This is a genomic window from Candidatus Accumulibacter sp. ACC012 (assembly GCF_907163155.1).
GTDB classification, from domain to species: Bacteria; Pseudomonadota; Gammaproteobacteria; order Burkholderiales; family Rhodocyclaceae; genus Accumulibacter; species Accumulibacter delftensis.
Map to the genome: position 1 here is coordinate 144591 of NZ_CAJQUC010000014.1, position 20936 is coordinate 165526.

The 20936-nt window shown below is 61.6% G+C and carries 19 protein-coding genes and 1 pseudogene; 15 read left to right on the plus strand and 5 right to left on the minus strand.

Features of this window, described 5'->3' with window-relative positions; translation table 11 throughout:
* Positions 1 to 95: 95 nt before the first annotated feature.
* Positions 96 to 227, plus strand: a pseudogene (locus QZ648_RS14860) (LysE family translocator); the annotation flags it as partial.
* A 319-nt stretch (positions 228 to 546) separates the two neighbouring features.
* Complete coding sequence (locus QZ648_RS14865; RefSeq protein WP_169065735.1) at positions 547 to 1986, plus strand: DUF294 nucleotidyltransferase-like domain-containing protein; 1440 nt, start codon at positions 547 to 549, stop codon at positions 1984 to 1986.
* Between the two features lie 80 nt (positions 1987 to 2066).
* Here the strand turns inward: QZ648_RS14865 and QZ648_RS14870 are convergent, their stop codons facing one another.
* Together QZ648_RS14870 and QZ648_RS14875 are read right to left on the minus strand one after the other, a co-directional pair.
* Positions 2067 to 2345 carry an ArsR family transcriptional regulator gene (locus QZ648_RS14870; protein WP_169065696.1) on the minus strand — a complete coding sequence of 93 codons (279 nt, stop codon included), beginning with the start codon at positions 2343 to 2345 and terminating at the stop codon, positions 2067 to 2069.
* Positions 2346 to 2595: 250 nt separating this feature from the next.
* Positions 2596 to 3111 carry a phasin family protein gene (locus QZ648_RS14875; protein ID WP_169065697.1) on the minus strand — a complete coding sequence of 172 codons (516 nt, stop codon included), beginning with the start codon at positions 3109 to 3111 and terminating at the stop codon, positions 2596 to 2598.
* A gap of 258 nt (positions 3112 to 3369) precedes the next feature.
* Between QZ648_RS14875 and QZ648_RS14880 the strand changes: the two genes are divergently transcribed.
* Positions 3370 to 3756 (plus strand): group II truncated hemoglobin, encoded by a 387-nt coding sequence (locus tag QZ648_RS14880; protein WP_169065736.1) that lies wholly within the window; start codon positions 3370 to 3372, stop codon positions 3754 to 3756.
* Positions 3757 to 3835: 79 nt separating this feature from the next.
* The gene (gene typA, locus QZ648_RS14885; RefSeq protein ID WP_291997515.1) at positions 3836 to 5671 is read left to right on the plus strand and encodes a translational GTPase TypA; all 1836 of its coding nucleotides are present in this window, start codon (positions 3836 to 3838) and stop codon (positions 5669 to 5671) included.
* A 69-nt stretch (positions 5672 to 5740) separates the two neighbouring features.
* On the opposite strand, the gene QZ648_RS14890 is transcribed toward typA, so the two are convergent.
* Together QZ648_RS14890 and QZ648_RS14895 are read right to left on the minus strand one after the other, a co-directional pair.
* Positions 5741 to 6334 carry an ACP phosphodiesterase gene (locus QZ648_RS14890; RefSeq protein ID WP_169065698.1) on the minus strand — a complete coding sequence of 198 codons (594 nt, stop codon included), beginning with the start codon at positions 6332 to 6334 and terminating at the stop codon, positions 5741 to 5743.
* Positions 6331 to 6708, minus strand: coding sequence for a DUF3301 domain-containing protein (locus tag QZ648_RS14895; RefSeq protein ID WP_169065699.1), 378 nt, complete (start codon positions 6706 to 6708; stop codon positions 6331 to 6333). The genes QZ648_RS14890 and QZ648_RS14895 overlap by 4 nt, the downstream gene beginning before the upstream one ends.
* Before the next feature lie 236 nt (positions 6709 to 6944).
* Between QZ648_RS14895 and QZ648_RS14900 the strand changes: the two genes are divergently transcribed.
* The 7 genes from QZ648_RS14900 to QZ648_RS14930 all read left to right on the plus strand — a co-directional run bounded on the left by QZ648_RS14900 (position 6945) and on the right by QZ648_RS14930 (position 14147).
* Positions 6945 to 8396 carry a TolC family protein gene (locus QZ648_RS14900; RefSeq protein WP_291997516.1) on the plus strand — a complete coding sequence of 484 codons (1452 nt, stop codon included), beginning with the start codon at positions 6945 to 6947 and terminating at the stop codon, positions 8394 to 8396.
* Positions 8393 to 9622: an efflux RND transporter periplasmic adaptor subunit gene (locus tag QZ648_RS14905; protein ID WP_169065701.1), complete on the plus strand. Its 1230-nt coding sequence runs from the start codon at positions 8393 to 8395 to the stop codon at positions 9620 to 9622. Before QZ648_RS14900 ends, QZ648_RS14905 begins: the two co-directional genes overlap by 4 nt.
* Positions 9622 to 10332: an ABC transporter ATP-binding protein gene (locus tag QZ648_RS14910; protein WP_169065702.1), complete on the plus strand. Its 711-nt coding sequence runs from the start codon at positions 9622 to 9624 to the stop codon at positions 10330 to 10332. Before QZ648_RS14905 ends, QZ648_RS14910 begins: the two co-directional genes overlap by 1 nt.
* Positions 10326 to 11546, plus strand: a complete 1221-nt coding sequence (locus QZ648_RS14915) for an ABC transporter permease (protein ID WP_169065703.1) — start codon at positions 10326 to 10328, stop codon at positions 11544 to 11546. The genes QZ648_RS14910 and QZ648_RS14915 overlap by 7 nt, the downstream gene beginning before the upstream one ends.
* Before the next feature lie 59 nt (positions 11547 to 11605).
* Positions 11606 to 12127: a gamma carbonic anhydrase family protein gene (locus tag QZ648_RS14920; RefSeq protein WP_169065704.1), complete on the plus strand. Its 522-nt coding sequence runs from the start codon at positions 11606 to 11608 to the stop codon at positions 12125 to 12127.
* A 65-nt stretch (positions 12128 to 12192) separates the two neighbouring features.
* The gene (locus QZ648_RS14925; protein ID WP_291997517.1) at positions 12193 to 13083 is read left to right on the plus strand and encodes a ThiF family adenylyltransferase; all 891 of its coding nucleotides are present in this window, start codon (positions 12193 to 12195) and stop codon (positions 13081 to 13083) included.
* On the plus strand, positions 13080 to 14147 hold the full coding sequence (locus QZ648_RS14930; RefSeq protein ID WP_291997518.1) for a nitroreductase family protein: 1068 nt from the start codon (positions 13080 to 13082) through the stop codon (positions 14145 to 14147). The genes QZ648_RS14925 and QZ648_RS14930 overlap by 4 nt, the downstream gene beginning before the upstream one ends.
* Positions 14148 to 14185: 38 nt before the next feature.
* Here the strand turns inward: QZ648_RS14930 and QZ648_RS14935 are convergent, their stop codons facing one another.
* Positions 14186 to 14956: an MBL fold metallo-hydrolase gene (locus QZ648_RS14935; RefSeq protein ID WP_291997519.1), complete on the minus strand. Its 771-nt coding sequence runs from the start codon at positions 14954 to 14956 to the stop codon at positions 14186 to 14188.
* A gap of 483 nt (positions 14957 to 15439) precedes the next feature.
* Between QZ648_RS14935 and QZ648_RS14940 the strand changes: the two genes are divergently transcribed.
* The 4 genes from QZ648_RS14940 to QZ648_RS14955 all read left to right on the plus strand — a co-directional run bounded on the left by QZ648_RS14940 (position 15440) and on the right by QZ648_RS14955 (position 20874).
* On the plus strand, positions 15440 to 16672 hold the full coding sequence (locus QZ648_RS14940; RefSeq protein ID WP_291997520.1) for an FtsX-like permease family protein: 1233 nt from the start codon (positions 15440 to 15442) through the stop codon (positions 16670 to 16672).
* A 32-nt stretch (positions 16673 to 16704) separates the two neighbouring features.
* On the plus strand, positions 16705 to 17901 hold the full coding sequence (locus QZ648_RS14945; protein WP_169065707.1) for an ABC transporter permease: 1197 nt from the start codon (positions 16705 to 16707) through the stop codon (positions 17899 to 17901).
* A 136-nt stretch (positions 17902 to 18037) separates the two neighbouring features.
* Positions 18038 to 19252 carry a glycosyltransferase gene (locus QZ648_RS14950; protein WP_169065708.1) on the plus strand — a complete coding sequence of 405 codons (1215 nt, stop codon included), beginning with the start codon at positions 18038 to 18040 and terminating at the stop codon, positions 19250 to 19252.
* Between the two features lie 20 nt (positions 19253 to 19272).
* Complete coding sequence (locus tag QZ648_RS14955; RefSeq protein WP_169065709.1) at positions 19273 to 20874, plus strand: GMC family oxidoreductase; 1602 nt, start codon at positions 19273 to 19275, stop codon at positions 20872 to 20874.
* Positions 20875 to 20936 lie beyond the last annotated feature (62 nt).

Below are 20936 nucleotides of genomic sequence, written 5' to 3' on the forward strand. Positions count from 1 at the left end.
GGAGTTAAGTGTGTGCGACGATCAGCCCGCGAGGGGGAGCGCGGCCTTGGCTCACCGGGCCGTTTCCTGCGCTCTGGGGACGCCCACAAATTGGCGCCGCGTTCGCCGCCTGGATGGCGTCGTGGTTTACCCGCAATCCTCTCTGGCTGGTCGCGCAGCGCTGGCTTATGGGCTGTGTTCTCGCCGGGCTCGCCGTACGTCTGGCGCTGGAAGAGCGGCGAAACCTTCAGGCTCGATGGTCGGAAAAAGCGTTCCCGACACAAGGAGGCGAACGTCCGCGTATCACCAGGAGTAGAGCTTGCCACCTCGGACTTGAGTTCCTGACCCTGCTTGCAGCCCGGCGAGGCGCAAGTATCCGAGGTCAGCGCTTTGACCCACACCTGGCGGGGCGCGCTGTGATAGGACTGGCCAGGGCGGGCAACAAACTCCCACCCGTCACCAGTGCTAGAATCGCGCCTCGTACTTTCCCGTCCGGTGTTGGCTTCCCTCTCGCACCTCACACACCGCCGGGGCAAACAACAAGCCAACAACAAGGAACAGCACACGATGGCTGAGGAAGGTCAGTTTTTTCGCCCGGTGAAGGATTTCTGCCAGCGCACGGTCGTCACCTGCAAACCGGATGACGCACTGGTGGACGTGGTTGGCATCATGCGCGAGAAGAATATCTCCAGCGTCGTGGTCTGCGATCAGAAACGACCGAGCGGCATCTTCACCGACCGCGACCTGCGCAACAAGGTGGTCGCCTCGGGTGTTGACCCGTTGACGCTCACCGTCAGCGCGATCATGAACAGCCCGCTGGCAGTGATCGGCGAGGATGACCTGCTCTACGAAGCCCTGTATCGCATGTCACGCCAAAAGATTCATCGCCTGGCAGTGGTCGATGGCAAGGGCAGACTCTCCGGAATCATCACCGACAGCGACATCATTCGCCTGCAATCGCACTCGCCGCATCAACTGGTTCTGGACATCGAAGTGGCCCAGGACATTGAGGAAGTGAAGGTGGTGTACGGCAGGATCCAGAGCCTGGTCCTGCACCTCAGTGGTAGCGGCACCAGCACTCGCGACATGGTGCGACTGATCGCCCACCTCAACGACCAGATCCTCTTGCGGCTGATCGCGCTGATGCGCGCCGATCATTTTTCCGACTTGCCTGCGCGCTTTGCCTTTGTGGTCCTTGGTAGCGAGGGACGCGGCGAGCAGACGCTGCTCACCGACCAGGACAATGCCATCGTCTACGGCGACGAACTGGGGCCCGAAGAAATCGCCCGCATCGAGGCCTTCTCCGAAGAGCTGGTCGCGTCGCTGATCGCCATTGGCATCCCGCCCTGCCCGGGCGGAATCATGGCCAAGAACAAGGAGTGGCGGCGCAGCATCGGCAAGTGGAAGGAGCAACTCGACCGCTGGCTACGCACGCCGACGCCGAAACACGTTCTCAGTTGCGGCACCTTTGTCGACATCCGCACGATCTACGGCGATCGTTCGTTTGAACAGGAACTCAAGGCGCAACTCTACGAGCATGTGCAGCGCGACAAATTGTTCCTGATGCGAATGGTCGAGAGCACCTTGCGTTTTGCCCCCCCGCTGGGTTGGTTTGGAAAAATCAAGGGCGAAAGCGGCGGCGAGCATTCCGGAATGCTGGAGATCAAGAAAGCCGGCATCTTTGCCATTTCCGAGGGCGTGAAAGCGCTGGCCATTCTCGCCGGCAAGCTCGAAGGCAGCACGCACCAGCGCCTTGAAGCGCTGGTCAAGGAGAAGGTGCTCAATCCGACGATGGCCGAAAACATTGCCGAAACCTTCGACTTTCTGGTTCTGATGCGGCTGCGCGGTCAGGTCGAAGCAGTACGTGAAGGGCGCAAACCGGACAACTACATTCCCCTCAAACGTCTCAACATGATGGAGCTCGGCCGCCTGCAACTGGCGCTGAAGGGGGTCGAGAAATTCCAGGAGTTCGCCAAATCCCACTTCAACCTGAATCTGCTCAGGTAGGCCTGTGCCGGCGGGGCCGGGGTCGCCCCCACGCGGGTCTTTTCGAGCAACGCCCCCCTTTGGCGCGCAGAGCAGCGAACTCAGTAATTGTTGGTCTCGCTATTGTCGTCGGCCTTTTTTACACCCGGCTTGCGCCCACGCGCCGGCGTCGGCGGATCGCACGACAGCCGGCAGCTGGTACCCTCAATCTTCCGACCGTCGATGAAACGGGTCACCCGGCAACAGATCAGGTCCCCCGATGAAGCGAGCCGCGCGACCTCGTCGCGTAGTTCGGCGATCGGAATATCGAGCGACGCTGCCATGTCGACATCGAGCTGCTCGCCGTTGGCTCTGAGGAAAGCAAGGATCGAATCGGTCATCTGAACTCCCAATAAATGCCTTTGCCAGTCGGCAAAATGTGTCAGTGTGCGCCGCAGATGCCATTCTGGCAAATCGCGCCCGGGCACAAGCCGGTTCTGACGCCTGCGCAGGGCGAATCACCGCAGCTATGCGCCGGCATAAAAGCAACGCGGAAACGCCCACTGTGCCAAGCGCAAAAAAGCCCAGTGCTGTAACACCGGGCTTGAACGAAGACAGCCGCCAGAAAGCAGTGGCGACTGGTCGGTCTGGTCAGGCAGTCTTGGCAATCATTTTCACTGCCGGTTCGGCACTGACTTCGGTCGCCGGCTTGGCGATCTGGGCCAGGTTGGCAAGCATCGAGTTGACCGTCGACAGCATAGCTTTGCCCGACGACACCGCAAAGTCCACACCCGGAGGGGTGTTCTTCTTGGCTTCCTGAAGGAATCCGACTGCACCCCTGCCGGCCTGCGACAACTGGCCACCCAAGACCTGGACGACGGCTGACGAAGTCTCGTTGGAAATATGGTAAGCACGACGCGAAAAGGCGACCGACTGCGAGACGGCAGCAACCGCCATGGGTTGTTGCAGCGCCTTGAGGCCGTCCATATCGCGAACTTCGGACAAGGCCTTGAAATTCTCGGCCCCCTGTTTGGCGACGGCACGTGCCGTATGAAGATTCAGCGCAGCCAGTTTGCCCATTCCGTCGAGCGACGCATTGACCACCGACTTCCACGCTTCCAGGCCGACCTGGCTCTTGCTGGTGAATTGCTCAGCTACGTTGTACACGGTACTCTCCTTGAAATTGCGAAACCAAAAACACCGCCCAGGCTGCTGCTGCCTGAAGCTGTTTGCTGCACTGCAGCGGATGACCCATTCTAGCCTTCGGGCAGTGATTGTCAAGCCTTTTTGTTGCGTTGCAACAAACACAATTCAGCGAGCCGCGGGCGACCGACCGAAGGCAGCCAAGCGCGGACCACTCGCAATATTCGGCACAGCGACCAGCACACCCGCGTTGCAGCACATCATCGACCTTGAGTGAGCACCATGCAGGAACAGACGCCCTACCTCCTTATCGGCGGCGAAGCCACCGTTGCCAGCCTCTGCGAACGCTTCTACGAACTGATGGCAACGGTCCCCCAGTTCGCAACGATTCGCGCGCTGCACCCTGCCAACCTGCAGTCCTCGCGTGACAAGTTGTTCATGTTTCTTTCCGGCTGGCTGGGCGGACCCGACCTCTACGTGCAGAACATTGGCCAGCCGATGTTGCGCCGACGTCACCTGCCTTTTGCGATCGGCGAGGCCGAGCGTGATCAGTGGGTGGCGTGCATGCTGCTGGCCATGGAAGCGGTGGGAATCGAGGAAGCACTTCGCCAGAAGCTGCTGCTTTCCTTCTTCAAAACGGCCGACTTCATGCGCAACCAGGCCACCTAGGCGAGCGGTATTTTGCAGCGCAGCACGGTTTGCCCGCCTGTGATAGAATAACCGCCCCTGTTGAGAGGCTTGACCCCTTATGTCCCGTGCCATCCGTAACATTGCCATCATTGCCCACGTCGACCACGGCAAGACCACGCTGGTCGACAAGCTGCTGGTTCAGGCGGGCTCCTTCTCCGCGCACCAGCACATCACCGAGCGGATGATGGACTCGAACGATCTCGAGAAGGAACGGGGGATCACCATTCTGGCCAAGAACCTGGCGGTGGACTACGGCGACGTGCACATCAACATCGTCGATACGCCGGGACACGCCGACTTCGGTGGTGAAGTCGAACGGGTGCTGTCGATGGTCGATGGTGTCCTGCTGCTGGTCGACGCCGTCGAGGGTCCGATGCCACAAACGCGCTTTGTGACCAAGAAAGCGCTCGCCCTCGGTCTGAAACCAATCGTGGTGGTCAACAAGATCGACCGCGACGGCGCGCGGCCGGACTGGGTGGTCGATCACACTTTTGACCTCTTCGACAAACTCGGCGCCAGCGACGAGCAGCTCGACTTTCCGGTGATCTATGCTTCCGCGATCAACGGCTATGCGACGCTGGATCTGGCACAACCCTCGCCGGACATGCGGCCGATGTTCGAGACCATTCTCAAGCACGTTCCGCCACCGCACGCCGACGAGATCGATGGGCCCTTGCAACTGCAGATTTCAGCGCTCGATTACTCAAGTTACGTTGGGCGCATTGGCATTGGCCGCCTGCAGCGTGGCCGCCTGAAGCCGGCCCAGCAAGTCACCATCATGTACGGCCAGGCAGATGCCGACGGAAATTTCGAGCACGGCGCACCAAAGACGGCGAAAGTCAATCATGTGTTCGGTTTCCAGGGCCTGGAGCGAGTACCGATGGACGAGGCTGTTGCCGGCGACATCGTGCTGGTAACCGGCATGGATGACCTCTCGATCGGTTGCACCATCACCTCCACCGAGCAACCCGAAGCACTGCCGATGCTGCGCATCGACGAGCCGACACTGAACATGACTTTCATGGTCAACAACTCGCCCTACGCAGGTACTGAAGGCAAGTTCGTCACCAGCCGGCAAATCGGCGAGCGCCTGCGCAAAGAGCTGCTCACCAATATGGCGCTGCGGGTCGAGGAGACGACCGACACGGACAGCTTTCTGGTTTCCGGTCGCGGCGAATTGCATCTGACGATCCTGCTCGAGACCATGCGCCGAGAGGGTTACGAACTGGCCGTCGGGCGCCCGCGGGTGATCGTCAAGGAGATCGACGGCGAGGCGTGCGAGCCCTATGAAATGCTCACTCTCGACGTCGAGGAGGCGCATCAGGGCGGGGTCATGGAAGCGCTCGGCTATCGGCGCGGCGATCTGCAGGACATGTCTTCGGACGGACGCGGCCGCGTCCGTCTCGAATATCGCATCCCGGCGCGCGGCCTGATCGGTTTCCAGGGCGAGTTCCTCAACCTGACGCGTGGCACCGGGCTGATCAGCCACGTTTTCGACGAGTACGCACCGGTCAAGGGCGACATTCCGGGCCGCCGCAACGGCGTCCTGATCTCGGCCGAGCGTGGTGAAGCCGTCGCCTACTCGCTGTGGAAGCTACAGGATCGCGGGCGGATGTTCAGCAGCCCTGGCGACAAGCTCTATGAGGGCATGGTGATCGGTATCCACAGCCGCGAAAACGACCTGGTGGTCAATCCAATCAAGGGCAAGCAATTGACCAACGTCCGCGCCTCGGGCACCGACGAAGCGGTGCGCCTGGTGCCACCGGTGGCGCTGAGCCTGGAGTCGGCCGTCGAGTTCATCGCCGACGACGAACTGGTCGAAATCACCCCCAAGAACATTCGCATCCGCAAGCGCCTGCTGACCGACAACGAGCGCCGACGCGCCTCGCGCTAAAGCTGATCGCCGGCAAAGGCGGGCCGCTGACCGGATAGCTCGGCGGTGTTTGAGCGTTTTAGCGTTTGTCTACGCGCGCTGTCTGCGGAAGTGCTCGGCGAAGGCCACGGCTGCCGGAAAGAACTCGAGGAAGTCGCTTTCAAACTGGGCGTAGCGCTGCATAAGCTCGCCACCCGCGCCGCTCAGCGTGTTGCTGCGTTTGAGCCGGTGCACGGCGATCTGGTCGAGCGCCCGGCCCACCGCCGCCGGCTCACGATAACTGGCCAGCCAATCCTCCTGGCGCATTCTGGGCAGAATCCCGGCCAGACGATCGGGGAGCCGTCGCCGGGAGAGCAGCGCATAGACGGCGGCAGAAAAGGATTCCAGCGGCTGCGTCGAAAAACGCGCCCAGTGCGCAGCCAGGAAATGATCGTAAAACATATCGACGACGATGCCGCTGTAGCGACGACGCTCGACGCTGACCCGTTGCCGGCTGCGCGCAAAAGCCCGGTGCGCATCCGCGAAACTGTCGGTCCGCCGGTGCAATAGCAGACCTTGCACGACGGCCGCGCTGAACTGTGGCGGCGCTGGCGACAGCGGCCCCTTGACGAAATCGCCGAGCAAGCCACCGAACCGGTAGTCGTCGTCGGGCCCGGCCAGCAGCGCGTGTGCCAGGTAGTTCAAGACGGCAGGCGGGGAAACGGTCGATTCTGCTCGTCGTCTGCCGTGCCTACCAAGCGCAGACGCGACCGCTCCGAGTGCGGCAAGTGCAGCGCCACCAGCTCGCTGCCGAGCAGCGTTACCTGACCATTGCGACGATTGTTACCGGTATCGCTGAACTCGAAACGATAGACGCGACGCAGTCGCAAGCGACCCTCATCATCGCGTCCCGGGCGCAAGGAAGCGAGTGCAACGGTGTCGTCGAGAAGCAGCAGATCCTCGGCAGCACAGGCCGCGCGAACGGCTCGCATGCCAGCCTCACGCGACTGGAAGCTGTCGAACCACAAGGCACAGCCGGCAAGCATCGCCAGCAGGCTGAGTACCTCCACCCAGGGCATCAGCGGCTGCCGCGGCCGCGGCCAGCGACAGACATGCTGCCGCCGGAGATGGCGGCCCGGCGGCGCCGGGCGCCGAAACCTGAGCACTTTAATGTCATCACCAATGGCCTCATTATCGTAAGTCGCGGCAGCGCCGGGTCACCGCCTGCGCGGCTGCCACATTTACCCATCGGAAAAGCGACGCCGAGCGCATCGCTCCACTGCGATCGCGACGAGCTTGGCTATACTAGCGAAAAATGGCCATCACCACATCCCGACCGGCTTCGCTGCCACCGCCCGCGGCTCGCTTCCTCGCCCCCCTCGTCATCCTGCTCGCTGCGCTTCCCAAGCCGCTTTCGGCCCTGGAAGCGAGTGATCCCTTTGCCACCAGGGCCATCACCCCACCTCGCCCGGCCCTCGATCTCACTGCCACAGAGAAGGCCTATCTGCCATGCCAGGCGCTGCCCAGCGACACCCCTTACGGCGTCCTCGAAGTCGTCGACCTGGCGCTGTGCAAGAACCCGACGACGCGCGAAATATGGGCCATCGCTCGCCTACAAGCGGCTGAGGTCGGCGTCGCGCAGGCCCAGTTCCTGCCGGCGATCGACGGCCAACTGGCGGTCAATCGCCTGCACGGCAAGTCGCGCAGCGCCACCCCACGCAATGCGTCGCTGACCCTGTCCTGGCTGCTGGTCGATTTCGGTGCCCGCTCGGCCAATCTCGAAGTCGCCCGGCAGCTGCTCAGCGCCGCGTCGGCAACGCTCGACGCCACCGTGCAGAGTGTTTTTCTCAGCGCCCTGCAGTCCTATTTCAACACCCAGGCGGCGCGGGCTGCAGTCACGGCTGCGCTGGAGTCGGAAAAAGCCAGTCGCGAAAGCCTGACCGCCGCCGAAGTGCGCTACCGCGTTGGCAGCGGCACGCCGGCCGACCGCCTGCAGGCACAGACCGCCTGGTCGCAAGCGACGCTCAACCGAATCAGGAGCGAGGGCGTGCTACGCAATGCGCTCGGCAGACTGGCCAAGGTGATGGGCCTGGACGCCAACCATCCGCTGCGTCTCGACGACATCCCAAAGACCCTGCCCGACAGCGGTTTCGACCGCGACGTCGCGGCGCTGATTAGCGAAGCGCGCCGACGACGACCCGAGATGCAGGCCGCCGCAGCGGAACTGAAAGCGGCTGAAGCGGGCATCGACTACGCGCGCGCCGCCGGTCGGCCGACGATCTCACTGAGTGGCGGCCCGCAATGGGAACACCTCGACGGTCTTTCGGGCCAGGGCAATTCGATCGGCCTGAGCGTCCAACTACCGATTTTTTCCGGCTTCAACACCACCTACCAGATACGCGCCGCAGAGGCGCGCAGCGAAGTTCAGGCTGCGCGCCTCGAAAACACTCGCCAGCAGGTGGCGCTGGAGGTTTGGGAAAACTATCAGAGCCTGAGCACCGCCACCCAGACCATCCGCAGCAGCGCCGACCTGCTGAGCAGTGCCGAGCAGTCCGAACGCGTTGCCCTGGGGCGCTACAAAGCCGGCGTCGGCAATATCCTCGACGTCCTCAACGCGCAGAGCGCACTCGCCGCGGCGCGCCTGCAGCGCATCCAGGCGATGCTCGACTGGCAGGTCTCGCGCGCCGCACTGGCCAGATCGATCGGCGCCCTCGACAGCAGCCTGCTGCTCTCGGTCAGCGCAGAACCAAATGCCCGTAAACCATGAAAATCTCACTCACAAAATCGCTTCTTGGCCTATTCGCCGTCACCCTCGCCACTGGCGGCATGTACTGGCAGCACAAGAACGCCACCCTGTCGCCGGAGCAGCGCTACAAGCTGCAGCCCATCGAGCGTGGCGAGATCACCCAGACCGTATCGGCCAACGGCACTCTCAACCCGGTAGTGCTGGTGAACGTCGGCACGCAGGTCTCGGGAACGGTGACCCGGCTATATGTCGATTTCAACGACAAGGTCGAAAAGGGACAGGCCTTGCTCGAACTAGACGACTCCTTGCTCGCCGCCCAGGCTCGGCAATCGGCGGCCAACGTGCGTAACGTCTCGGCAGCACTCGATCTGGCACGCGCCAACGAAGCACGCATGCGCGCCCTGTTCGCGCAGGAGTACGTTTCCCGCCAGGAATTCGAGCAGTCGATCCAGACGCGCCGCTCGTCCGAGGCGCAGTTGGCGCAGGCCAGGGCAGCGGCCGACAAGGATCAGGTCAATCTCCGCTACACCACGATTCGCTCGCCGGTCTCAGGCGTCGTCGTCGACCGCGTCATCGACCTGGGCCAGACGGTCGCCGCCAGTCTGCAGACACCGACGCTGATCAAGATTGCCCAGGATCTGTCCGAAATGCGCATCGATTCGAGCTTCGCGGAAGCCGACATCGGCAAGATCCGTGAAGGACAAGCCGTGCGCTTTACCGTCGATGCCTTCCCGGAGCGTAGTTTCGAGGGCCGCGTGCAGCAGATTCGCCTCAATCCGACCACGCAGCAGAACGTCGTCACCTACAACGTCCGCGTTTCGCTCTCCAACCCCGAACACATTCTTCTGCCCGGAATGACCGCCTACGTCAGCATCGCCGTCGCCCAGCGCGACGACGCTCTCCTGGTCCCCAACGCGGCGCTGCGCTTCAAGCCTCCGGAGGACGCCAACAAGTCGCTCCCCGCGGAATCGGCGGAGTCTGCGGAGTCCGCGGAGCGCCCCGCAGAGGCCAGCAAGGGCACCGGCAAGGGCCGCACGCGCGAAGCCAACCGCGGCGGCAGCAGCGGCACCGTACACATCGTCGATCGAGGCCAGCTGAAAGCCGTACGTCTGCAACTCGGCATTACCGACAACCGCAACAGTGAAGTCCTCGCTGGCGAGCTGAAGGTCGACGAGCGGGTGGTCATCGGCGAGAACGCGCTCAATTCGGGCGGCAAGCCGAGCAGCGTCGGCCTGCGCTTGTTCTGATGCCGCCGCCACTGATTCGGGTCGCCGCACTCGGCAAGTCCTACGCCACGGCTGCCGGACCCTTCGCGGCGCTCGGGGGCATCGATCTGAGCATCGAAGCCGGCGAGTTCGTGGCCATCATGGGTCAGTCCGGATCCGGCAAGTCGACCCTCATGAACGTGCTCGGCTGCCTCGACACACCGACCAGCGGCGATTATTTTCTACTCGGCCGCAATGTCGCCCATCTCGGCCACGACGAACTGGCAGCGCTGCGCAACCGCAGCATCGGCTTCGTCTTCCAGGGTTTCAATTTGCTGCAGCGGATGACGCTGACCGACAACGTCGCCCTGCCGCTGGTCTACGCAGGCGTCGAGCGCGCGCAGCGACGCCTGCGAGCGCAGCAGGCACTCGACCGCGTCGGGCTCGCCGGCTACTTCGACTCGCTGCCCAGTCGCATCTCCGGCGGCCAGCAGCAGCGCGTGGCAATCGCCCGCGCGGTGGTCAATTCGCCGGCACTGATTCTCGCGGACGAACCAACCGGCAACCTCGACAGCCATACCAGCGAGGAAATCATGGACCTGTTTTCGGAGCTCAACCGCGCCGGGATCACTATCGTCCTGGTCACCCACGAGGCCGACATCGCCGCCTATGCACGGCGGCAGGTGCGTTTCCTCGACGGGCTCATCGTCAGCGATGTCGCCAGCCCGGCAAGAGCGCTCGGCGAATGCTGAAAGCCATGCTCGGTGAAGCCTGGCAGGCGATGGGTGCCAACCGCATGCGCACCGCCTTGACCATGCTCGGCATGGTCATTGGCGTCGGCTCGGTGGTCCTGATGATGGCCATCGGCCAGGGTGCGCAGTACGCCGTGGCACAGACCATCAGCACCATGGGCAGCAATCTGTACATCGTGATCTCGGGATCGACCAGCTCCGGCGGTCTACGCAGCGGCGGTGGCGGCGGCCCATCGCTGAACGTTGCCGACGCCGAGGCGATAGCCCAACTCGACGGCGTCAGCCACGTGGCACCGGTCCACCAGGGGCGACAACAACTGGTGCATGGCGCGAACAACTGGAGTGCGACGGTGGTCGGCACGACACCCGCGTATTTTGACGCACGTGCGTGGGCGGTGACCAACGGTTATCTTTTCGGTGACTCCGACCTGCGCTCGGCGACCCGCGTCGCGCTGATCGGCCAGACCACCGCCGCCAACCTTTTTGGCAGCGACGACCCCGTCGGCAAGACCATCCGTATTCAGCAGAGCCCCTTCCTGGTCATCGGCGTTCTCGCCAAGAAGGGCCAGAACCTCGACGGACGCGATCAGGACGACACGGTCATCGTGCCGCTGAGCACCGCCCAGCGCAAGGTTTTCGGCACGCCCTTTCCCGGATCGGTGCGCGTGATGCTGGTCCAGGCCGTGTCCGCCGAAGCCATGTCAGGCGTGGAAACCAGCATGATTGCCCTGCTTCGCCAGCGCCACCGCCTGCGCGACGGACAGGACAACGACTTCTACGTTCGCAATCTGACCGCTGCCGCCGACTCCGCTGCCGAGACGACGCGCGTGATGTCGCTGCTGCTCGGCGCCATCGCTTCGGTATCACTGCTCGTCGGCGGCATCGGGATCATGAATATCATGCTCGTTTCGGTGACCGAGCGAACGCGCGAAATCGGCATTCGCATGGCCATCGGCGCCCGCCAGAAGGACATCCGCAGCCAATTCCTGCTCGAAGCACTGATGATCTCCATCGCTGGCTGCCTGATCGGCCTGCTGCTCGGAATCGGCGGCGCGCTGCTGATCAACGCCATCTCCGATATGGTGATCGTCATCTCCGGTGGCTCGGTGCTGATCGCTTTCGGCGTTGCGGCGGGGATCGGCATTTTCTTCGGCTTCTACCCGGCGCGTCGGGCCGCCGCGCTCGACCCGATCGAAGCACTTCGCCATCAATAGTCCTGGCAACTCCTTACAGGCTACAATCTGCAGTCCGCAACGACCGCGAGACCCCTGCCATGCCCATTTACGCAATCGGCGCCCGCCGCCCGCAACTCGACCCGCAGAGCTGGGTCGCCCCCACGGCGATCGTCATCGGTGACGTCCGCTTGGCAAAGAATGCCTCGATCTGGTGGAACGCCACACTACGCGGCGACAACGACCCGATCAGCATCGGCGAAAACAGCAACATTCAAGACAACTCGGTGCTGCACACCGACGAAGGTGTGCCACTCATCGTTGGCCGCAACGTTACCGTCGGCCACCTGGTCATGCTGCACGGCTGCAGGATCGGCGACGGCTCACTGATCGGCATCGGTTCGGTGCTGCTCAACCATGCGGTGATCGGCAAGGGCTGCATCGTCGGGGCCAACACCCTGATTCCCGAAGGCAAGGTCTTTCCCGACTACTCGCTGATCATTGGCTCACCGGGCAAGGTGATCCGACAACTCAGTGACGCCGAGGTCGAGCGCCTCGCGCATAGTGCCGACCACTATGTCGCCAACTGGCAGCGCTACCGGCTTGAGCTCGCAGCCCAGTAGCGGACGGGCGGCCATTAGAGTAAGCGTTTGGGTCCAACATCTCACTGAAGCGACGAAAGGAGAACATGGACATGTTTGACTATCATGACGCCTTTTCGAGAAATATCGGCTGGGTTACCGAAGCCGAACAGGAGAAACTGCGCAACTGCAGAGTGGCGATTGGTGGGCTTGGCGGCGTTGGCGGCGTTCACCTGCTGACGCTGGCGCGCCTCGGCATCGGCCGCTTCACGATTGCCGACTTCGATGTTTTCGAGATGGCGAATTTCAATCGCCAGGTCGGCGCCCGAATGAGTACCCTGAAACGCCCCAAGATAGACGTGATGGCCGCTGAGCTTCGCGATATCAATGCGGACGCAGAGCTCCGCTGCTGTCCGGCGGGAATCAATACAGAGTCACTCGACGACTTCCTGGATGGTGTAGATGTTTACGTCGACGGCCTCGATTTTTTTGCTTTCGCCGCACGTCGGATGACGTTTGCCGCGTGCGAAAGGAAAGGCATTCCGGTGGTCACCGCAGCCCCTCTCGGCCTGGGGACCGCAGTAGTGAGCTTTGCGCCTGGTGGGATGTCCTTCGAGGACTACTTCGGATGGGACGATAGCGACGAGCTGGAGATGTCGATCCGCTTCCTGGTCGGCCTGTCGCCAGCGATGCTGCAGCGCGGCTACATCGTAGACGAAACGCGGGTGAACCTGGCCGAACACCGGGGCCCCTCAAGCATTGCCGCCTGTCAGCTCTGCGCGGGAGTCGCCGCGGTTGAGGTCCTGAAGCTGCTGCTCGGTCGTGGTGGCGTGCGACTGGCTCCGTGGGCGACCCAATTCGATGCGTATCGCATGCGTCTGGTGCGCACTTGGCGCCCCTGGGGCTACCGAAACCCGCTGCAGCGCCTGATGATCATGCTGCTCAAAGTGCAGCTCAAGGCGATGGTGCAGCGTGCAAGCAAGCGGAGCGCGCCATGAATCGTGACATCCTGCTGCAAGTGATCGACCTCGCCCGCTGGGCGCCGAGCGGCGACAACACCCAACCATGGCGCTTCAGCATCGTCGGTGAGCAACATCTGCGCGTGCACGGCCACGACACGCGCGACGAAGTTCTCTATGACTACGAGGGCCGCGCCAGCCACATTGCGCACGGCGCACTGCTCGAGACGCTGCGTGTCGTGGCCTCGAGTTTCGGTCTGGCAACGCACTGGACAGTCGAAGCCGATAGCGAAGCGCGCAGCCCGGTCTACGACGTTCATTTCTCGGCACAGTCGGATATGTCGACCGACCCACTCTTCCCGTACATTGAAAAACGCGTCGTACAACGACGGCCGATGCGGACCACTGCGCTAACACCGACGCAGCGCGCCGCCATTCAAGCATCGGCCGGTGACGAACTGGAGGTCCAGTTTTTCGAATCTTTTTCCGAGCGCCTGGAAGTGGCGTCGCTGCTTTGGCACAACGCCAGAATCCGCCTGACCTGCCCGGAGGCATTTGCCGTGCACAGAAAGGTCATCGAGTGGCGGGCTCGTTTCAGTGAAGATCGCATCCCAGAGCAGGCGGTCGGCGTCGATCCGCTGACCGCGCGCTTGATGGAATGGGTCATGCAGAGCTGGGAGCGCGTGCGCTTTTTCAATCGCTACCTTCTCGGCACCGTCGCCCCGCGCGTCCAGCTCGATTTCCTGCCAGCCGTTTTTTGTGCCGCACATCTGCTACTGCGCCCCGCCCGCGCACCCACCGAACTGGAAGACTGGGTACGTCTGGGAATATCCCTGCAGCGGCTCTGGCTAACGGTCACCAAGGAAGGACTACACCTTCAGCCCGAACTAACACCGGTGATCTTTCGCTGGTACGCGCGCGACAATCGCCGCTTCTCGTCCGCTCCGGCACTGTTCGAAGATGCGCAACGCCTGTCGCATGTCTTTGAGCGCCTGGCACAGTGCGGGCCGGACGAGCCGTTCTTCTTCTTCTGCCGCGTCGGCGTGTCGGCGGCGCCCTGGAGTCGCTCTCTGCGCCTGCCACGCGAGCGGCTGATGCGCTAGCGGAAAGCTGCCGGACTGCCGGCAGTGTATGTGCCCGATCAATGTACGACCGCACCGAGAGCAAAGTTTTCCCGTACCGACTGCGCGCTCACCGGCCCGCCATGCCCCAGAAAATACTGCCGGATCGGACGCTTGGCGAGGGCGACAATGTTGGCATGATTCTGCGCTACGTTCTGGTGGAAATAATGCTCACCGGCGCGATGCGGGAACAGTGCGCCACCGAGCCAGCCACCAAGGATCATGTCGCCAACGAACGCGCGGCCATCGTCGAGTACGACGACCAGCGACCCGGGCGTATGTCCCGGCATAGGCAGGGCGCGACCCGCTAGGCCGTAGACCGACAGGTCAAGCTCGGTGTCGACTTCGATATCGGCGCTGAAAGGCTCATAGCGAGCGTCAAGTGGGAACATCAGGATCAGCCTGGCGAAAAGGCCGGTCGGCGTCACCGGGTCATTGACGCCAGCGGCCATCATCAAGCGATCGCCCCGCCCGGCAATCAGCACGGCACCGCTGCGACGACGTATCTCTGCCGCCAGGCCGGCGTGGTCGGCGTGCCCGTGCGTGAGAATGACAGCGCGCAGATCCTCTATGCGCACACCCTCCTCCGCCAACGCCGCGACGAGAGGAGCCATCTCGTTCTTGGAGCCGGAGTCCACCAGCACCGGCCCCCGCGCCCCCTTTAACAGATAGACGTTCGACATGCTCAGGCGGACGTGGACGACCTGCGCGGCAGTGGCCGCTTCTGCCGGCGCGGCTCCCGCGGCGATTAGCAAGCCCAGGTGGAGAATCCTGTACCAGGTCTTTATCACTCGGTCAGCGCCACGATCTGTGGTCCCAGCCGCGGTCAACCCGTCCGGCGGCACCATCCAGGAAAGCATCGAGCGATTCTGCTTGAATGTCTCTTTGACCCACAAAGCAGTCGCGCGCGAACGTGTTGGCATCGAGCTTTCTTGCTCTCCTTGCCCACGTGTGCCACTGCAAAGTCTCCGTCGTAGCGCTGACGTAACACCGACACCAGCGCTGTCGAGAGGAGCGAAGCAGGCCTCTCGAAGGCGCCCGGAAGGCCAGCGTGCCAAGGCCAAGGCCGCGAACCGGCAGTCGCTGCATCAAACCGGGAAGCCGTCTCTCCAGGACCCACGAGACCCAGTCGGTAGTTTTTGAAAGCGCCGGATGGTAGTAAACGGCCGCCATGTTCTCGTCCTCTCCCCGAAATCACGCCGGATTAGGTTTGGTAGTACAATTTCCAGCCCTACCATCCTACCATTCTTCCTCGGAGCATGGCCCGCGTGCCAATGAGCAGCTTTCTGATGATGGACTTGCGCCTCGCCGCGCGAAGCCTCAGGCGCAACCCCAATCGAACGCTGGTTGCGGTCTTGACGGTAGCAATGGGAATAATAGCCTTTCTGCTCGCGGGCGGATTCATCGAGTGGATATTCCAGAGCATGCGCGAAGCAACGATCCGCTGGCAACTGGGCCATGTCCAGATTGTCAGGCCCGGGTACATGGTGAAGGGAGTGGCGGATCCGTACCGCTTTCTTCTCCCGGCAACTTCCCCCGAGTTCGAGACCATCCAGCAGGCAAACGGAGTCGTCAGCGTTGCGCAACGACTTGCGTTCAGCGGATTGCTCAGCCACGGGGACTCGACAGTCAGCTTCATCGGTGAAGGAGTCGAACCCGAAAGGGAGGTCGCCATCAGCGATGACATCAACCTGCGCTCAGGAAAAAAGCTAAGCCGCTCGGACGAAAAAGCGGCCTTGCTCGGCGAAGGCCTGGCCAAAAACCTCGGCGTGGAGCCGGGAGACGATATCGTCCTGTTGGTAACAACGGCAAGCGGCGGGCCAAACGCGATCGAGATCAAGGTTGCCGGAATCTTCTTTACCGCCTCAAAGGAGTTCGATGACAATGCCTTACGTTTGCCAATCGAGCTGGCTCGCAAGCTGATGCGCGTGGACGGTGCCACGTCCTGGGTGGTCTTGCTTGACAGAACGGAGCAAACAAAGGCCACGGTTGAGCACCTGCGCGAGGTTCTCCCAACCGAGAGTTTTCAGGTAATCCCGTGGACCGATCTGGCAGACTTCTACAACAAGACTGTTCTTTTGTACAGCAAACAGATCAACCTGATGAAATACATCATCGCGACGCTCATCCTCCTTACGATTTCCAACACTCAGACCATGAGCGTCCTTGAACGAACAACCGAGATTGGAACAATCATGGCAATTGGGCAGCGTCGATCGCGAGTGCTGTCCACTTTTCTTGTCGAGGGCGTCTTGATCGGCGTGATTGGTGGCGTCGTCGGGGTTTCCGCCGGCTGGTTACTGGCTACCATTATATCTGTGGTTGGTATTCCCATGCCGCCTGCACCTGGAATGACCACCGGCTTTACAGCAGAGATCCTTGTTACGTCTGGAATGGCAATTGACGCTTTTGTCTTGGCACTGGTGACGACCCTGCTGGCAAGCACATTGCCGGCTGGGCGGGCCAGCCGCATGAACATCGTAGACGCGTTAAGGTTTAACCAGTGAGGTTCGCTGCTACGGGTCGATTCGCGCTCGCCATGCGAAATATCTTCCGCCATCGTACACGCACGCTGGCAACGTTGGCGGCGATCGGTCTCGGGGTCGCCAGCCTGATTGTTGCTGGCGGCTTCGTTCAAGACAGTTTCATACAGCTCGGTGAGGCCACCATTCATTCGCAGACTGGGCACATACAGCTGACGCAAGAGGGATTTCGTGAAAGCCGGAGGCGCGCATCCGACTTGCACCTGATTTCCCAGCCAGAGCGTATCAAGAGCTTGCTTGCCGGAGAACCGGGAATCGAGCAGGTGGTTTCCCGGATAAACTTTTCTGGAATGTTGAATAATGGCAAACGCGACCTCGGCATCATAGGGGATGGCATCGAGCCCGACGGAGAGGCGAAAATCGGTAGCTTCTTGCGCTACATCGAAGGGCGCGCCCTCACCGACAATGATCTCGATGGGATGGTCGTCGGAGAAGGCGTCGCGCGCACTCTGGACCTCCAAGTAGGAGATCGTGTCACCCTTGTCGCCAGCGTCGCACAAGGCGCCCTGAACACGCAGGACTTCCTGCTGGTCGGCGTCTTTCAGAGCTTTTCCAGAGAGTTCGACGCTCGATCGGTGCGCATTCCTCTGTCTGCGACACGCCAGCTGCTCGACACTGAAGGCGCACACGTGGTGGTCATAAGCCTCGAGCACACGCATGATACGCTGCGCGCCGTCAATGCCGTTCGGGAGAGGATGTCCGGACAACAGCTTCAGGTCATGTCTTGGATGGAGCTTTCGGACTTCTACGAGAAAGCCGTCGAACTGTATGCCGCACAGTTTGGTGTGCTACGCCTGATCATATTGGCAATGGTCCTGCTGAGCGTCGCGAATAGTATCAACATGACGCTCTTTGAGAGAACGCGAGAATTTGGAACACTGCAGGCGCTGGGCGACAGACCGGCACGCGTATTTCAGCTGATCATTTTGGAAAGTACGCTGCTCGGCCTGCTTGGTGCCACCGTCGGTATGGCGCTCGGAGTGGTGTTAGCCTGGATCGTTTCAGCCATTGGCATCCCCATGCCCCCTCCCCCGAATTCCAACATCGGCTATACCGCTGTTATTCGCCTGAATCTTGATGACGTATTGAGTGCTGGTAGTGTCGGCCTTATTGCCACCTGCCTGGCGGCTATTATTCCCGCTCGCCGGGCATCACGCTGGCCTGTGGTTGACGCACTACGGCAGGGCGCATGACAAAGCGCTGGACAATTCCTGCGAGTATGAGACCAAGGAACGGTGTTCGGGACAGAAGCGATACGCTCACCTTGACCATGGCGTCGGCAGCCTTGGCTCAGTGCACACCGTTTTCTCAGGACTCCGGGGGGCGCCAGTGAAGCCGCACAAGAAGCGTATTCTAATGTTCGCCGAAGCGGTAACCTTGGCGCATGTCGTTCGACCGCTCGCTTTGGCTTCCACTCTCAACCCCCTGGACTATGCGATTTGTATTGCCAAGGACGACCGCTACGACGCCTTGCTCGGTCGGCACCCTTTTGCCAGCCGCCAGATCAGATCCATACCGACACAGGACTTCTTGCAGGCCCTCGCCAAGGGGAGCCCCGTCTATGATGTCGAAACCCTGGAACGTTATGTGCAGGAAGACTTGGAAGTCATGCACGAATTCGATCCCGACATCGTGATTGGGGACTTTCGCTTATCTCTTTCGGTAAGCTGTCGTCTGGCGAAAAAACCTTACATCGCCATCACCAATGCCTATTGGAGTCCCTATGCGCAACCCCGCTACACCGTGCCCGACCTACCCATGGTTGGATTATTCGGCAGCGGCGTAAGTCAACTCATTTTCGACATCACCCGACCGCTAGCCTTCGCATACCATTGCCATCCGCTTAATCGCGTACGCCGCCGGCATGGGCTCCGCAGCCTCGGCCATGATCTCCGCCGGACCTACACCGATGCCGATCACGTGCTCTATGCCGATCTGCCCGAATTGGTCACCACGCATGCCTTGCCGCCCAATCACCACTACATTGGGCCAGTCCTCTGGGAACCCTCCATGGATCTCCCGGATTGGTGGCACACTATTCCCCTGGACGAAAAGACGCTGTTCATCAGCCTGGGCAGTTCCGGTCCGGTGGCGTATCTACCCGAAATTCTCGCCGGCTTATCGAGCCTTCCGGTCCACCTGCTGGTGGCTACTGCGGGGCGAATGCCCATCGACAGGGTATATGGAGAACGACTCCATGTGGCGAATTACCTCCCCGCAGCCCAGGCCATCGCCCGGTCCGATCTGGTGATCTGTAATGGCGGCAGTCCGACCAGCTATCTTGCTCTCGCGGCGGGTCGTCCGGTCCTTGGGATTCCCGGCAATCTCGACCAGTTCCTCAACATGCGTTACCTGCAAGACTACGGCGCAGGTATGATGGTACGCAGTGAACAGGCCTCGGCAACCGCGCTGGCAGGCTTGGTCATGGCCATGCTGGCAGACGAGAGCCCCTATTGCAGGTCCGCACGACAGATTCAGACACTGTGCTCAAAACGCCGGGTCGAAGAAAGCTTCCCCGCTCTGCTTGCCAGCCTCCTGTCCTAGCAATGAGAGGCGCCTCAGCAATGAACCCAACCGATCAAACGTGGGACGTGGTTATTGTCGGCACCGGCATGGGCGGGGCGACGCTGGGCTACGCACTAGCCAAGGCGGGTTTGAGCGTACTGTTCTGCGAACGAGGGCGATCGTACCCAGGGAGCGGGGCGAAGAACAGTCTCTGCGGAGACTATCCCGAGACTTTCGCCGACGACCCGTGGCATGATCAGGTCGAGTTCAAGGACATTCTCAGGCGTGGAGGCCGTCACGACGAGGAGATTCTTGACCGTTCCGATCGCCGCAGCAAGCCATTCATCCCGTTTATCGGCTCGGGAATCGGGGGCTCCAGCGCACTTTACGGTATGGCGCTGGAGCGCTTCTTCCCCGCCGACTTCGTCCCGCGCCGGAATCACCCGGGCGCATACGGAACCGACCTGCCCGAGTCCTGGCCCATTTCTTATCAGGACCTCGAACCTTACTACGCTCGAGCCGAGGCCCTCTACCGCGTACGAGGAGAAGCAGATCCGCTGCGCAACGAAGCGCCCGGTCAGTTGCTGACGCCTAGCCCGATGCCTGGCGGCCAACAGGAGTTGTTCGATTTTCTTGCGGGCCGTGGCCTGCATCCCTACCGGCTACATATGGCCTGTGAATATGTTGCCACTTGCCAACTCTGTCAAGGTTACCTGTGCAAGCAAGGCTGCAAGAACGATAGTGCACGCATCTGCCTTGAACCCGCGCTTACCCAATACGGTGCGACCTTGTTGGATGAATGCCAGATCGTTTCGCTGCAGGCCTCGGACACCCGGGTCACAGGCGTAAACTGTATCCGCAAGGGTCGACAGTTTTCTGTTCAAGGAAAAATGGTGGTACTCGCGGCAGGTGCCCTGCACACCCCCGCCATCCTGCTTGCTTCAAAATCATCGCAGTGGCCGCTCGGCTTGGCAAACACCTCCGGATTTGTTGGCAGATGCATGATGCGCCACTACGTTGATCTTTATGTCATGAAGCGGAATCGCTCCGATGGCAACGCGGACAAGACGATCGCCTTTAACGACTTCTATCAAATGGGGGACGAGAAGCTGGGCTCGGTGCAGTCTTTTGGCCAACTGCCTCCGGCGGCCCTGCTGGCTGAAAACCTCTGCAGCGATATTCGCAACGGTCCGGCACCATGGTTGCTAGGGCCGTTCAACCTGCTCAAGCCTCTCGTAACGGCGTTTCTTCACCGTCTCTCGGAACGCGGCGTAGTGTTGGCCAGCCTCATGGAGGACTTGCCCTATTACGAAAACCACGTCTCACTGGAGGAGGGCCAACTGGCGTTTCAATACCGCATCCGCCCCTATGACAAGGAGCGGATCAAGGCCATGCGGGCGCTCCTGCGGAATACCCTGGGCCCCCGCCGACCGATGCTGATCAAGCAGGCGGAGAATAATGAACGGATCGCACATGTGTGCGGCACCTGTCGCATGGGGACGGACAAGGCCGATAGCGTTCTTGACCCGGACTGCCGGGCGCATGATATCGACAACCTATATATCGTTGACGCCTCGTTTTTCCCAAGTAGCGGCGGAAGCAATCCCGCGCTGACGATTGCCGCCAACGCCTTGCGGGTCGCTGAGCGAATCCTTGCGTAAGCTTCACCACGAGCATCGAACATGCCAATGAAGGATCGACAAATGCCATCTGACACACCCGC

Bases quoted from the DNA above. Each gene is read 5' to 3' on its own strand.
- QZ648_RS14865 (WP_169065735.1), top strand. From the start codon at position 547: ATGGCTGAGGAAGGTCAGTTTTTTCGCCCGGTGAAGGATTTCTGCCAG.
- QZ648_RS14870 (WP_169065696.1), bottom strand. From the start codon at position 2,345: ATGACCGATTCGATCCTTGCTTTCCTCAGAGCCAACGGCGAGCAGCTC.
- QZ648_RS14880 (WP_169065736.1), top strand. From the start codon at position 3,370: ATGCAGGAACAGACGCCCTACCTCCTTATCGGCGGCGAAGCCACCGTT.
- typA (WP_291997515.1), top strand. From the start codon at position 3,836: ATGTCCCGTGCCATCCGTAACATTGCCATCATTGCCCACGTCGACCAC.
- QZ648_RS14895 (WP_169065699.1), bottom strand. From the start codon at position 6,708: ATGCCCTGGGTGGAGGTACTCAGCCTGCTGGCGATGCTTGCCGGCTGT.
- QZ648_RS14900 (WP_291997516.1), top strand. From the start codon at position 6,945: ATGGCCATCACCACATCCCGACCGGCTTCGCTGCCACCGCCCGCGGCT.
- QZ648_RS14905 (WP_169065701.1), top strand. From the start codon at position 8,393: ATGAAAATCTCACTCACAAAATCGCTTCTTGGCCTATTCGCCGTCACC.
- QZ648_RS14910 (WP_169065702.1), top strand. From the start codon at position 9,622: ATGCCGCCGCCACTGATTCGGGTCGCCGCACTCGGCAAGTCCTACGCC.
- QZ648_RS14915 (WP_169065703.1), top strand. From the start codon at position 10,326: ATGCTGAAAGCCATGCTCGGTGAAGCCTGGCAGGCGATGGGTGCCAAC.
- QZ648_RS14920 (WP_169065704.1), top strand. From the start codon at position 11,606: ATGCCCATTTACGCAATCGGCGCCCGCCGCCCGCAACTCGACCCGCAG.
- QZ648_RS14925 (WP_291997517.1), top strand. From the start codon at position 12,193: ATGGACATGTTTGACTATCATGACGCCTTTTCGAGAAATATCGGCTGG.
- QZ648_RS14930 (WP_291997518.1), top strand. From the start codon at position 13,080: ATGAATCGTGACATCCTGCTGCAAGTGATCGACCTCGCCCGCTGGGCG.
- QZ648_RS14940 (WP_291997520.1), top strand. From the start codon at position 15,440: ATGAGCAGCTTTCTGATGATGGACTTGCGCCTCGCCGCGCGAAGCCTC.
- QZ648_RS14945 (WP_169065707.1), top strand. From the start codon at position 16,705: ATGCGAAATATCTTCCGCCATCGTACACGCACGCTGGCAACGTTGGCG.
- QZ648_RS14955 (WP_169065709.1), top strand. From the start codon at position 19,273: ATGAACCCAACCGATCAAACGTGGGACGTGGTTATTGTCGGCACCGGC.